Source organism: Streptomyces sp. NBC_00388, assembly GCF_036061255.1.
Taxonomy (GTDB): Bacteria; Actinomycetota; Actinomycetes; order Streptomycetales; family Streptomycetaceae; genus Streptomyces.
Genome location: NZ_CP107948.1, coordinates 3,458,939 through 3,472,164, shown reverse-complemented (window position 1 = coordinate 3,472,164; position 13,226 = coordinate 3,458,939). Strand labels below are relative to the sequence as shown.

Sequence of the window (13,226 nt, the reverse complement as noted above, 5' to 3'; positions counted from 1 at the left end):
TCGGCCACCCCTCACGGCCGGTGAATCCCGGTCGCCGGCTCCGAGCCGTGCCCGGCCGTTATCCGTTCTGCCGCAGGCCCGGTTGCCCGCTCTGCCGGAAGCGGCGCGGGACGAGGCTGAGGAAGCGTTCGGCGTGGTGTTCCTCGTGCAGATCGACCCGGCGGGCTTCGAGCAACTGCCGCAGGCTCAGCAGCCCTTCGAGCCGGTCCGGGTCGGATCGGTCGACGATGACGACCCGGGTGACGTGGTGGCCGGCCATCCGGTTGGCGATGGTCCGCAGGGTCTCGTCCGGGTACGCGGTCACCGCGGGCCGGGCGAGCGCGCCGAGCGGGGTGGGGTCGTCGGGGGAGCTGAGCAGGAAATCGGCGCGGGTGACGACGCCGGCCAGGTGCCCCGCGGGGTCCATCACCGGGTAGAGGCGCTGGGCGAGGAAACCGTCGATGTCATGGCTGCCGTGCGGGGCGTTCAGCTCCCGTTTGATGTCGGCCACGGTCTCGTCGGTGCGGAACGTGGCGGTGATGGGCGATTCGAGCTGCCGTACGAGGTGGACCTCCAAGGGGTCCACCGAGTACTCCCGGGTGAGGTGCATCCCCCGGCGGGCCAGCTTCTCGGTGAGGACGGACCGCTTGAGGACGATCACCGAGAGGAGATAGGCGGAGGACGCGGTGATCACCATGGGGAGCATCGCGTTCATCTCATGGGTCAGTTCGAGGCAGAAGACGATGCCGGTCAGCGGGGAGCGCATGACGCCCCCGAGCACCCCGGCCAGTGAGACCAGGGCCCAGAAGCCCGGACTCACGGAGGGGAAGACCAGTCCCTCGGCCGCTCCCAGCGCACCGCCGATCATGAACATCGGGGCGAGGACCCCGCCCGAGGTGCCCGAGCCGAGCGACAGCCCCCAGATCAGGGTCTTGACCACGAGGATGCCGACGATCAGGCCCACGGTGGCCCGGCCGGTGAGGAGCTGGTCGATGACGTCGTAGCCGACACCCAGGGCGCGCGGTTCGATCAGGCCGCCGGCGCCGATGATGACGCCGCCGACGGCGGGCCACCACATCCAGTGCAGCGGCAGTTTGGCGAACATGTCCTCCGAGAAGTACACGAGGGCGGTGGCGCCCAGTGCGAGGAGTCCGGCGCCGAGTCCGGAGACCAGGCAGAGGCCGTACGCGGAGAGCGGCAGTCCGGCTGGGACATGGGCCCCGCCGAAGAGGGGGGCGCTGCCCAGGATCGGTTCGCGGACCAGGGTCGCGGTGACCGCCGCGACCGCGACGGGTATGTAGGAACGCGGGCGCCACTCGAAGAGCAGCAGCTCGACGGCGAGCAGGATCGCGGCCAGCGGCGAGTTGAAGGTGGCGGCCATGCCGGCGGCGGAGCCGGCGACCAGCAGCGTCTTGCGTTCGTCGGTGGTGACATGGAGGAACTGCGCGAGGATCGAACCGACCGCGCCCCCGGTCATGATGATCGGCCCTTCGGCGCCGAAGGGCCCGCCGGTGCCGATGCTGACCGCTGACGACACGGGTTTGAGTACGGCCACCCGGGGCTGCACCCTGCTGCCGCCGACCAGGATCGACTCGATCGCCTCCGGCATGCCGTGTCCACGGATCTTCTCCGATCCGTACCGGGCCATCACCCCGATGACCAGCCCGCCGGCGATGGGCATGAAGAGGATCAGCCACCAGTGGGAGGTGGAGCCCGGGGTGGTGGCGCCGAACGAGAACTGTCCGTGGAAGCAGAGATTGGTGAACAGGGCGATCAGCTTGAGCAGGGCGACGGCGACCAGGGCCGCGACCCCGCCGACCGGGAGGGCGAGCAGGGCGATCAGTGCGACGCGGGGCGGGACGTGGAAGTCCCCCAGGCTCTCGATCTTCTGCGGCGGTGCGAGCCGTCCCGCGGCGCGGGACGGCTCGGTGGCAGGGGCGGGCGGTGTCACGGGAATCCTCCGTCGGTGGTGCGGACAGGGGCAGCGCCGTCACGGGCACACGGAACGAGGGCCGTCGGCGGACCGCGTGTGAAGCGGGGCCTGGCGTCCCTGAGGGTGGCTGGTGTACGGGCGGTGCAGGGCGTCATTGCCCTGGGAGCTGCCGATGGCCCTGTGCGGAGGGCGGCAGTGCGGGGATGGGCGTCCGTGGCGCGGGAGGCGCCGTGGGTGGATGCCCGGATACTGGTGCGGTACGGATGAGCGGTGCGACGTGCGGGGTGGTGCGTTTCGCGCGATGCCGCGTGAGCGGTGTGTCGTGAGCGGCGCTCGTGCGGCGAGGCGTTCCGAACGGGACAGAGCCTACCATTGCACAGTGCAATGATTACTCTGTCCCATGAGCGACCTGATGTACGGCCTGATGAGCAGCCGGGCGGACAGCCCGTCCGGCGGACAGGACCGCCCGGGTGGACAGCCCGGCGGTCGGAAACGGTGGCGGACCGCATGACGGGCGAGCGGGCGGCGGATGGCCGGGACCGGACCGGGGGCCCGGCCGGCCCCACGGACGAGACCGACGAGGTCACCGCCGCGGTGATGGGGGCGGCGCGGCTGCTGGTCGGGCTCTCGGCGCGCGCGCTCGCCGAGGTCGGCAGCGCGCTGACGCTTCCGCAGCTGCGGACGCTGGTGGTGCTCGATTCCAGCGGACCCGTGAAGCTGGCGGCGCTTGCGGCCTCGCTCGGGGTCAACGCGTCTACGGCGATGCGGATGGTGGACCGGCTGGAGACGGGCGGACTGGTCGACCGCAAGGTCAATCCGGAGAACCGGCGGGAGGTCGTCCTGCGGACCACCGGCGAGGGGGCGGGGCTGGTCGCGACGGTTCTGGAGCACCGGCACCGGGAGGTCGCCGCACTGGTGGGACGGCTGCCGGTGGACGTACGGTCCGGTCTGGTCGCGGGGCTCAGGGCGCTGACCCTCGCGGCGGAGGGCCCTGATCCCGGCGGGTCCGCGGCGCCGGACGCCCAGGACGTGCTCGCGGGCGACGCCGGCTTTTGAGCCGGTGCCGCCCGCGAGCGGTGGGGCCGCCGGGCCGGCCCTGAACCGCCGGGCCGCGCGGCCCGGTCAGGACGTGTAGCCCGAACCGATGCGCTGCACCACGTAAGCGCACTCCGTGTACGTGTAACCCGGCTGGATCCGGGCCGTGTTGCTGCCCGAGCTGGTGGTCGAGTCGTCCAGGGACTTGTGCAGGAAGTACGTGGTGCCGGGCGGCAGCGAGATGGTTCGCTTCGGGTAGCTCCTGCCGCCCTTGCAGGCGCCGAGCTGCGCCGCGGCGTCGCTGGAGAACGCCGAACAGCCCTTGCACGCCTTGAGCTTGAAGCTTCCGGTGACCGGGCCGGTGTAGAGGATCTCGACCTCGTCCGGGCTGTCATTGCTGACCGTCACCGGGATGCTGCCGCCGGAGGCCATGGACGGCAGGCGCTTGCCCGCCGCCGCCTCGCTCTGCGCGATCTCGGCGGCGATGGCGATCTTCTGGGCGCGGGCGCGGCTCTTGTCGTTCCGGTAGGCGCCGGCGAAGTCGGTCAGCGTCTTCTGCGCCCCGCTGAAGTCACCCTTCTCGTACTCGTCGACACCGCAGGCGTACGTACCCGACTGCACCTTCTTCCCGGCGGTCGCCGCGTCCTTGCGCAGCGCGTCCGTCAGGGCGCCGTCCACGCCCGCCTCCTTGCCCGGCAGCCCGACGGCCTGGCCCTGGAGGATCTTCAGACGTTCGTTGGCCGCGCACGGGGCGGACCCCTTCAGGCCGTCCGCCGCCTTGCCGATCTCGGAGCTGACGGCCGGTTCGACCTTCGCCGCCTGCCGCGACCCGGGGAAGGCCGTGAGCAGTTCGCCCAGGTTCCCGCTCGGGGAGACGACGTCCTTCCCGGTGCCGAGGCCGGTCACCCCGCACTCGTACAGCGAGGTGGCGAGCCGGTCGTCGGGCCACCCCGCCAGCGCGCCCAGCTGCTTCCTGCCGTAGGTGCCGGGCACCGTCCGCAGATACGTCAGAGGTTCGACGGCGTCGCAGTACCTCTTCTCGCCGAACGCCGCGCCGACCGTCTCGTAGTACGCGTGCAGCGAGGCAGGGACGCGGCGGGCCGCCCGTGAGCCTGAGTGGTGGGCGGCGAGGTCGTGATACGTGGCCAGAGCCGTGCGGTAGGGGGCGCGCGCGGCGCTGAACGGCTCCGTACTCGCCTGTGTCACCAGGACGTCCGCCGTGGCGAGCCGGCCGAGGAGCATCTGCTGCGTGGCCTCCTCGCGCGCCCCGTCGTACAGGACGACACCGCCGGCGGGCGCGGCCAGCAGCACCAGGCCGAGCACGAGCGCGACCGGTGACCGCGGCGGCCACATCATGCGGTGCCGCAGCCCCCGGTACGCGCCGTGCGCCGCGGCCAGGACCAGGACGGCGAGATACGCGACCACCAGCCCGCCGGGCACACCGTCCGGGTCGGCCGGCAGGGCGGCCATCAGCAGCGCCCCGGTCGCCGCCCAGCACGCGGCCATGGCCGCCCAGCGCCGGAGCACCAGATAACCGAGGCCCAGCCCGCTGAGGTTGAGCAGCGCCACGGCTGCCGCCCGCAGCGGGTCCGCCGGGGCGGGAGGTGTGGGTGGTGTGGGTGGGACGGCGGGCATCGGGGGCGCCGGCTGCGCGCCGAAGGCGGCGAATCCGCCGTGGCCCTCGGGCCCGCCGGGGCCGCCGTATGCCTGCGCCCTGCCGAAGCCGCCCGCTCCGGATGTGCCGAGTACCTCCGGCGGCCCGAACCCGGACGAGTGCCCGGGCTCCCCCGCGCCGTCCGCGCTGTGTGTGCCGCCGGCGCTGCCGGTGCCACCCGTACCGTCCGCACGGCCCGCGCCGCCGCCCTCGCCGGGCGTGCCGTCTCTCGCCGCCCCGTCCTGCTGCTCCCCGGACATGCCGCCTGCCCCCCGGTCACCGGCCACCCGGCGCCGAGGCGCCCAGGGACCGTCACTGTCGAAACGCCGAAACGCCGAAATTGTGTGTCTGCTGTGTATTTACCACGGACGGGCTTACGGTGAACTCCCGATTACCCTCTGTGTGAACGGACTTGAGGCGGCAGGCCGGGTGTGCGTGACGTTCGCCGGGTGGACGCGGGGCTCAGCGGCCCGCGATCCGGTCCGCGAGCGTGGCGATCCGGTCGGTGGCCGCCCCGCGCCCGGCGAGTTCGCGTGCGTCCGCCGCCCGGTACGCCCGGTACATCCCGTGCACACCCAGCCAGCGCAGCGGCTCGGGCTCCCACTTGCGGACCTTGTGGTTCACCCAGGGAAGCGTGGTGAGGTCGGTGGGGCCCGACTGGCCCGAGTCCTGCTGGATCAGGTCGCGCAGCGTACGGGCGGCGAGATTCGCGGTGGCCACGCCCGAGCCGACGTACCCGCCCGCCCAGCCGATGCCCGTCGACCGGTCCAGCGTGACGGTGGCACACCAGTCCCGGGGTACGCCGAGCACCCCGGACCACGCGTGGTCGATCCGTACGCCCGCCGTCGCCGGGAAGAAGCGGACGAGGATCTCGCGCAGCGCGTCGATGGTGGCCGGTTCGGTGCGCCCCGCGCGGTCCGAGCGGGCGGCGCGGGAGCCGAAGCGGTACGGGACGCCGCGTCCGCCGAGCGCGATCCGGCCGTCCGCGGTCCGCTGCGCGTACATGTACGCGTGCGCCATGTCGCCGAGCGTCTCGCCGCCCTCCCAGCCGATGGTGTCCCAGACGGCCTGCGGCAGCGGTTCGGTGGCGATCATCGAGGAGTTCATCGGCAGCCAGCTGCGCCGGGCGCCCTTGAGCCCGGCCGTGTACCCCTCGGTGCAGCGCAGGATGTAGGGCGCGCGGACCGTGCCGTACGGGGTGACCGCGTGCTTGGGCCTGATCTCGGTGACCGGTGTCGACTCGTGGAGGGTGACGCCGAGTGCCTCCACCGTCTCGGCGAGGCCCTGGACCAGTTTCGCCGGGTGCAGCCGCGCGCCGTGCGGGGTCCAGGTCGACCCGACGGCCCCGGTGACCCGGATCCGCTCGGCGGTCTCGCGGGCGCCGTGCAGGGTCCGGTCGGTCTCGCCGAAGGCGGTCTCGGCCGAGTGGAAGTCCTTGAGCCGCTGCAACTGTGCCGGGGTGTGCGCGACTTCGAGGACGCCGCCCTGTTCGATGTCGGCGTCGATCGACTCGTCGGCCGCCGTCTTGACGACTTCGGTGACGGTGTCGTTCATGGCCTGCTGGAGCCGGACGGCCGCTTCGTGCCCGTGCAGTTTCGCGTACCGGTCGCGGCCCGCGATGCCGTTGTAGAGCCAGCCGCCGTTGCGTCCGGACGCGCCGTAGCCGCAGAACCGGGCTTCCAGCACGGTGATGTTGAGGAACGGGACGGCCTTCTTGAGGTAGTAAGCCGTCCACAGCCCGGTGTACCCGCCGCCGACGATCACCACGTCGGCACTCGCGTCGCCCGGCAGGGGCTCGCGGGCGAGGGGGGTGCCCCGGTCCGCGTACCAGAACGATATGCCGCCGTTGACGGTGCCGTTGCCGCTGGAGCTCATGGGAACCTCTGCCTTCTGGACAGGTCCGCCGGATCGGACCGCTTGATCAGGGCCGTCCGGTGTTCCGCCGGCGGTTGCCGGGAGCGTAGCGCCGCAGGGGGGCCGCCAGGCTCATCGGGTTCCACGGCGGCCCGCCGGTGCCCCGGGTGAGCGGATAGCAGGCGAGTCCGATCAGGACCGAGGCGAAGTGGCCGAGGTCGGTGAAGGTGCGGTCGGTGAACAGCGGCGGGACGAAGACCCCCAGCACCGCGGCCAGATACACGTACCGCCAGGGGCGGGCGATCCGGTAGGTCAGGACGGCGACCACCCCGGCGAGCGCGTAACTGACCCCGACGTCGAGGGTGTTGACGGCCGACTCGGGGGCCCGGCCGTGGTGGATCGCCCAGAGCAGGGCGCCCTCGCTGATGAACGAGGCGAGCACATGCGCGAGGACGGCGACGCAGAGCCAGCGGAGCGTGCCGAGCCACCGCTCGGCCTGCGCGTGGAACACCGTGTACAGGGCGGCGTACGAGATCCAGCCGCCGCCGTCGATGTACATCGCGCTCTGGAACAGCACCCGGACGGGATGCGTGGACAGCTCATGGATATTGGTGGAGCGCCTGCCGAGGAAGGCCCGTTCGAACCCCGGTGACATCTGGTGCAGCGCGATGGTGGTGAAGAAGAGGATGAGGAGCCAGAGGTAGGTGCCCGGGGCGCTGCGGAGGTAGGAGAGTACGGCGTGGAGGGCGCGGTTCATGGGCCCGATTCTGCTGGTTGGTTCCCCGGCGCGCGGCGGTCACCGCGCCGGGGCGACCGAGGCGGGGGCATGGGTACGGAAGAGTGCGCGGGAGAAGGGAAGTGCGACGTGTGTGAGCCGGTGGGCGGCGGGGGAGTTGCGGCAGACGGGGAGCGCGGTGCTGCGGCCCGCGCCGAGGAGTTCCTGGAGCGCTGGGGGTTGCGTCAGGAGGGCCCGCCGATGCGCGGGCACGTCGCGGTCGTCCTGCCTGTCGTGCGGGCGGCGGACGGGGTGCGGGCGGCTCTGAAGCTGCAGGAGGTGGACGCGGAGACCGCCGGGGAGCCGGCCGCACTGCGGGTCTGGGACGGCCGGGGCGCCGTGCGGCTGCTCGGCCACGACCCGGCGTCCGGGACCATGCTCCTGGAGCGGCTGGACGGGACCAGATCGCTGGCGTCGGTACCGGACGTACTGGCGGCGACCGAGGTCATCGCCCGGCTGCTCGCCCGGCTGACGTCCGAGCCCGCACCGGCGGGGATGCGCCGGCTCGGGGAGCTCACGGCCCGGATGCTCGACCGGGTGCCCGGCGCGGTGGAGGCCCTGGCGGACGGGGCGGAACGGCGGCTGCTGCGGAGCTGCGCTGCTGCCGTACGGGAGGTGGCGGACGAGCCGGGGGACCGGCTGCTCCACTGGGACCTGCACTTCGAGAACGTGCTGGCGGCCGGGCGGGAGCCGTGGCTGGCCATCGACCCGAAGCCACTCGCGGGAGACCCGGGGTTCGAGCTGCTGCCCGCCCTGTGGAACCGTTTCGGGGAGGGCGGGCTGCTGCGGCGGTTCGACCTGATGACGGATGTGCTGGGAATGGCGGGGGACCGGGGCCGGGCACGGGCGTGGACGCTGGCGCGTGTCCTGCAGAACAGCCTCTGGACCCTGGCGGACGGTGGCAGCGGGCGGCTGAGCCCGGAAATGGCGGAGATCGCCCGGACCCTGCTGGCGCCGCGCGCCCGCCAGGGCTGACAGGAGAGCCCTTAGGCTGCGCAGATGATCCGCAATGCCACAGCCGCCGACGTGCCAGTGATCCACACGATGATCCGGGAGCTCGCGGAGTACGAGAAGGCCCTGGACGAAGCCAGGGCCACCGAGACGCAGCTGCACGAGGCGCTGTTCGGCGAGCGCCCTGCGGCGTTCGCCTTCATCGCCGAGACACCGCAGGGGGAGACGGCCGGGTTCGCCCTGTGGTTCCTCAACTTCTCCACGTGGCGCGGGGTCCACGGGATCTACCTGGAGGATCTCTACGTACGCCCCCTGCTGCGCGGCGGCGGATACGGGAAGGCCCTGCTGACCGAGCTCGCCCGGACCTGCGTGGAGCGTGGGTACGAGCGGCTGGAGTGGTCGGTGCTCAACTGGAACGAGCCGTCGATCCGGTTCTACGAGGCACTGGGCGCCCGGCCGCAGGACGAGTGGACGGTCTACCGGCTCACCGATGGCGCACTGGCCGAACTGGGCAGGCGGGACTAAGGGCTGCGCGAGTTGGCCGGCCCCCTCAGCCCGGGATCACGCCGGCCTCGGCCGTCTCCTCGTTCCGGCGCGGTGCGTGTGCGTTCACCATGAGGAAGGCGATCACGCAGCCGACCACCATGAAGCCGGCCGCCCACGCCGTCGCGATGTTGAATCCGTGCACCACGGCGGTCTTCGAGAGCGCCGCCTCCTGGGCCTTGCTGACGCCGGGCCGCAGGTGGCTGGCGAGGTAACTCGCCGTGGTGGTCGTCGCGATGGTGTTGAGCAGTGACGTACCGATGGATCCGCCCACCTGCTGGGCCGTGTTGACCGTCGCCGATGTCACGCCCGAGTCCTGCGGGGCCACCCCCGATGTGGCCGTCGCCATCACCGGCATGAAGACGAGACCCATGCCGAGCCCGAGCATCATCGTGCCCGGCAGGATGTGCTCGACGTAGTTGGAGTGCGTCCCGATGAACGTCAGGGCGAAGAGCCCGCCCGCGCCGATCAGCATCCCGGGCGCCATCAGCAGCCGCGGCGGCACGAAGTGCAGCAGCCTGGCCGAGATCTGGGTCGAGGCGATGATGATCATCGCGGACATCGGGAGGTAGGCGACGCCGGCCCGCAGCGGGCTGTAGCCGAGGATGTTCTGGAGGTAGTACGTCAGGAAGAGGAAGAGCCCGAACATGGCCAGCGTCGCCAGTGCCATGGTGATCATCGAGCCGCCGCGGTTGCGGTTGCGGACGATGTGCAGCGGCAGCATGGGGTGGTCGGCGCGCGACTGCCACCAGGCGAAGACGGCGAGCAGCACGGCGCCGGCGATGAGCAGGCTGACGACCAGGGCCGAGGACCAGCCGTGCGACTCGGCCTCGCTCATGGCGTAGACGATCGCGACGAGACCGCCGCAGCCCAGGATCGCGCCCGGGATGTCGAGGTGGCTCTCCTTCTGCCCCTGACGGTCGCTGAGCAGCGCGAAGGCGCCGAAGACCGTGAGGGCGGCGATGGGCACGTTGACGTACAGGCACCAGCGCCAGTCGAGGAACTCGGTGAGGACACCGCCGAGCAGCAGCCCGATGGCGGCGCCCGCGCCCGCGATGGCGCCGTAGATGCCGAAGGCCTTGGCGCGCTCCCTGCCCTCCGAGAAGGTCGTGGTGAGGAGGGAGAGGGCGGACGGCGCGAGGAGGGCGGCGAACGCGCCCTGGAGGGCACGTGCGGCGAAGAGCATGGTGCCGTTCACCGCGGCGCCGCCGAGCGCGGAGGCGGCGGCGAAGCCGATGAGGCCGATGACGAAGGTGCGTTTGCGTCCGACCAGGTCGGCCACGCGGCCACCGAGCAGCAGCAGCCCGCCGAAGGCCAGGGTGTAGGCGGTGATGACCCACTGGCGGTTGCCGTTGGTGAGGTGGAGGTCGTGCTGCGCCGACGGCAGGGCGATGTTCACGATGGTGGCGTCGAGCACCACCATCAGCTGCGCCAGCGCGATGACGCCCAGCCCCCACCAGCGGTGGGGGTCGGGCCGGTCGGGGCTGGTGGGCTCCGGGGTGCCTGTCGCCGCGTCGCTCATTGGCCCAGAAGATCACAGAATGCCGGGGTTCGCCCCTTGTCGGGCCGGGGGTCCGGCGGGCCTTGTGCCCCGTGGTCCCCGCAGGGCCGTGGTGTCGGCCGGGCCGCCCTCGGCCACGGTCCGACCTCGACTTTGCTTGAGGTCGACTCTGCTTGAGGTCAGCGCCAGAGTGGCCGCCTCCATCGCGCTCGTGAAGGAGACCTCGGCGAGCATCCCCGGCGCGGCGGTCCGGTCACCCGCGAGGAACACCCCGTCCCCGCGCCGGATGGCGGGCCGGTCGCGCCAGGTGGTGCCGGGCGGGTCGACCGCGCCCGTCCGCCCCGCGGCGACGGACGACCTGCGCCAGGTGAGGCGGGTGCGCCAGTCAGGAAAGCCCAGGTCGAGCAGGCGCTCGGCATGGGCGACCCCGTCCGCCTCCGACTCGTCCGGCGCGACGGGCAGTTGCCCCTGAACCAGCTGTTCGCCCGGTGGGGCCAGGGTGGGGTCCTGGGCGGTGAAGCGTTCGATCCAGCCGGGGGCGTCGAGGTCGGAGATCACCCAGGGGTCGCCGCGCCGGGTCTTCAGCGCGATGTCGACCAGCGTCGTACGGCCGCTGGGCCAGTGCAGACTGGAGTCGCCGAGCAGGTGCCGGGCCGCTTCCAGGGAGGTCGCGACGATCACCGGCCCCCGCGCCACGGGGAGTTCGGTGACACGGGCCCCGGTCTCGATCCGTACGCCCAGGTCCTGCGCACGGCCCGCCATCCGCTCGACGAGGGCGCCCCAGCCGCCCCGTACGAAGTGCGCCTCGGGCGGCAGTGAGGTGGCGCGGCGCAGCCGGAGCTGGACGAAGGCCGCGGAGAGCGAGCCCGGGTCGTGGTGGTAGAGGGCGACCCCCGCGTAGTGGGCGGCGGCGCGGGCCCCCGCCTCGCCGACTTGGGAGGTCGCCCAGGAGAGGAAGTCCTGCTCGACCGGGGCCTGTCCGGCCGGCCGCCGTGCCAGCCTGAGCAGCGCGAGCGGTGGTGTTCTGCGCAGCGCACCGCGGTGGTGCAGCCGCAGCCGGGCGGACTCCAGCGCCGGTACGGCGGCGACCGGGCCGAGCAGGCCCTGCTGCTTGAGCCAGCCCCAGTGCGGGCCGCCGCTGTAGAGCGCGTGGGGCCCCTCGTTGGCGCGGTACGGGGCGCCGGTGGTGCGCGCCCGGCCCCCCAGGGTGCGGTGCGCCTCGTACAGGGTGACCCGGGCGCCCGCCTCGGCGGCGGTGATGGCGGCGGTGAGCCCGGCGAAACCCCCGCCGACAACGGTGATGCGGTGCATGATCCGTCCCCTTCCGGTCTGCTGTCCTGCTGCCTGTCCTGCTGCCGTGTCTGCTGTCCTGTCCTGCGTCTGATTCGGAGGACGCCCGCTCTTTTTCGGACGCTCTCTGTCATCAGGACGGATGGAGAAGACGCAGATGTGACATCGGGGAAGGTTCGATGTCAGTGGTGTGGGTCACCATGAAGACATGGCAGCACGGAACGGTACGAAGAGAACCCCACAGGTACGGCGGCCGGACGTGCGGCTTCCGCCCCTCAGCCCCTACGCCGGGCGGGGCCTTGAGCCCGATGGGGACTACGACGGACTGGAGTTCACCGGCGAGGACTTCACAGGACAGTCGGGCCGCGGGGCCCGCTTCATGGACTGCTCACTGCGCGAGTGCGTCCTGGAGACGACGGAGCTGGTGCGGGCCCGTTTCATCGACACCGTACTGACCGGGGCGAGAGGCGTCGGTACGAACCTCGCGGAGGCATCCCTGCGCGATGTCATGGTGGTGGACGCCCGGCTGGGCGGCGTTCAACTGCACGGAGCGGTGCTGGAACGGGTGGTGGTGCGCGGCGGGAAGATCGACTATCTGAACCTCCGGGAGGCCCGGCTCAAGGACGTCCTCTTCGAGAACTGCGTCCTGGCGGAGCCCGACTTCGGCTCGGCACGGCTGGAGCGGGTGGAGTTCGTGGGCTGCACCCTGCGCGGGGCCGACTTCAGCGGAGTACGGATGAAGGACGTCGATCTGCGCACGGTGGCCGAGCTGGACATCGCTCGCGGAGTGGAGCGGCTGGCGGGCGCGGTCATCAGCCCGGCGCAAATGCTCGCCCTGGCACCGGCGTTCGCCGCGCAGGTCGGGGTGCGGGTGGCGGTCCCCGGCGACTGAGGGCTGTCCCGTAATCCCCGGCGGGCGCACGACGACAGCTACGGCGCCTCGCCGCGTTGTCGGAACGCCCGAATACATCCAGTATGCGAGCGCCCCTCCGCCTTGCGATGCACCGCATCTGACGCCCCGCGCTGATCCACCAGGGATTACGGGACAGCCCTTGGCAGGCGAGAGCGGATTCCCGGCCGCACCCCGGGGCCGCCCCCGCGGGTCCCGGACCGCCGGATGCCGCGCCCGCCCGGCGAGCCGCTCCCGCAGGTACCGGACCACCGGACCCCCGGCTACACCCGGGGGAACCGCCCCTGGAGGTCCCAGACCACCGGATTGTCAGCGAGCCCCTCGTGCATGTCCCCCAGATCCGCGATCAGGTCGTGCAGGAAGTCCCGGGCCTCCCGCCGCAGCACCTTGTGGCCGAATGTCAGCGGGTCCTCCTCCACCGGCATCCAGTCGGCGGCGACATCCACCCAGCCGAACCGCCGCTCGAAGAGCATCCGGTCCGTCGACTCGGTGAAGTCCAGCTCGGCGTGTTGCGGGCGCGACGCGCGGTTGCCCCGCGGGTCCCGGTCGATCTGCTCGACGATGTCGCAGAGCGCCCACGCGAAGTCGAGCACCGGAACCCATCCCCAGGCTGTGGACACCTCGCGGTCCGCCTTCGTGTCGGCGAGGTACACGTCGCCGCAGAAGAGGTCGTGCCGCAGCGCGTGGACGTCCGCGCGGCGGTAGTCGGTCTGCGGGGGATCCGGGAAGCGGCGGGAGAGGGAGTAGCCGATGTCGAGCACAGGCCGATGGTGTCACGGGCCGGAGCGCGGGGCGCCGCCC

Annotated in this window: 11 protein-coding genes; 4 read left to right on the top strand and 7 right to left on the bottom strand. The window is 72.3% G+C overall.

Annotation, left to right across the window (positions count from 1 at the left end):
• Positions 1–58: 58 nt before the first annotated feature.
• Positions 59–1,930, bottom strand: coding sequence for a chloride channel protein (locus tag OG917_RS15645; protein WP_328318216.1), 1,872 nt, complete (start codon positions 1,928–1,930; stop codon positions 59–61).
• A gap of 489 nt (positions 1,931–2,419) precedes the next feature.
• On the opposite strand from OG917_RS15645, the gene OG917_RS15640 reads away from it, so the two are divergent.
• Complete coding sequence (locus OG917_RS15640; RefSeq protein ID WP_443058967.1) at positions 2,420–2,968, top strand: MarR family winged helix-turn-helix transcriptional regulator; 549 nt, start codon at positions 2,420–2,422, stop codon at positions 2,966–2,968.
• Between the two features lie 66 nt (positions 2,969–3,034).
• Here OG917_RS15640 and OG917_RS15635 read toward each other — a convergent pair whose 3' ends face one another.
• From OG917_RS15635 to OG917_RS15625, 3 genes are all read right to left on the bottom strand, one after another.
• Positions 3,035–4,861 (bottom strand): hypothetical protein, encoded by a 1,827-nt coding sequence (locus OG917_RS15635; RefSeq protein ID WP_328318215.1) that lies wholly within the window; start codon positions 4,859–4,861, stop codon positions 3,035–3,037.
• Between the two features lie 202 nt (positions 4,862–5,063).
• A complete protein-coding gene (locus OG917_RS15630) occupies positions 5,064–6,476 on the bottom strand; it encodes an NAD(P)/FAD-dependent oxidoreductase (protein ID WP_328318214.1) in 1,413 nt (470 codons plus the stop codon).
• A 46-nt stretch (positions 6,477–6,522) separates the two neighbouring features.
• On the bottom strand, positions 6,523–7,212 hold the full coding sequence (locus OG917_RS15625) for a rhomboid-like protein (RefSeq protein ID WP_328318213.1): 690 nt from the start codon (positions 7,210–7,212) through the stop codon (positions 6,523–6,525).
• 69 nt (positions 7,213–7,281) lie between these two features.
• On the opposite strand from OG917_RS15625, the gene OG917_RS15620 reads away from it, so the two are divergent.
• Together OG917_RS15620 and OG917_RS15615 are read left to right on the top strand one after the other, a co-directional pair.
• The gene (locus OG917_RS15620; RefSeq protein ID WP_443058966.1) at positions 7,282–8,205 is read left to right on the top strand and encodes an aminoglycoside phosphotransferase family protein; all 924 of its coding nucleotides are present in this window, start codon (positions 7,282–7,284) and stop codon (positions 8,203–8,205) included.
• Between the two features lie 24 nt (positions 8,206–8,229).
• The gene (locus OG917_RS15615) at positions 8,230–8,706 is read left to right on the top strand and encodes a GNAT family N-acetyltransferase (protein ID WP_328318212.1); all 477 of its coding nucleotides are present in this window, start codon (positions 8,230–8,232) and stop codon (positions 8,704–8,706) included.
• 25 nt (positions 8,707–8,731) lie between these two features.
• On the opposite strand, the gene OG917_RS15610 is transcribed toward OG917_RS15615, so the two are convergent.
• Together OG917_RS15610 and OG917_RS15605 are read right to left on the bottom strand one after the other, a co-directional pair.
• Positions 8,732–10,246: an MFS transporter gene (locus OG917_RS15610; protein WP_328318210.1), complete on the bottom strand. Its 1,515-nt coding sequence runs from the start codon at positions 10,244–10,246 to the stop codon at positions 8,732–8,734.
• A 12-nt stretch (positions 10,247–10,258) separates the two neighbouring features.
• The gene (locus OG917_RS15605; protein WP_328318209.1) at positions 10,259–11,536 is read right to left on the bottom strand and encodes an FAD-dependent oxidoreductase; all 1,278 of its coding nucleotides are present in this window, start codon (positions 11,534–11,536) and stop codon (positions 10,259–10,261) included.
• 187 nt (positions 11,537–11,723) lie between these two features.
• On the opposite strand from OG917_RS15605, the gene OG917_RS15600 reads away from it, so the two are divergent.
• Complete coding sequence (locus OG917_RS15600; protein WP_328318208.1) at positions 11,724–12,407, top strand: pentapeptide repeat-containing protein; 684 nt, start codon at positions 11,724–11,726, stop codon at positions 12,405–12,407.
• A gap of 281 nt (positions 12,408–12,688) precedes the next feature.
• On the opposite strand, the gene OG917_RS15595 is transcribed toward OG917_RS15600, so the two are convergent.
• Entirely contained in the window at positions 12,689–13,186 is a 498-nt protein-coding gene (locus OG917_RS15595; protein ID WP_328318207.1) for a hypothetical protein, read from the bottom strand.
• Positions 13,187–13,226: the final 40 nt, after the last annotated feature.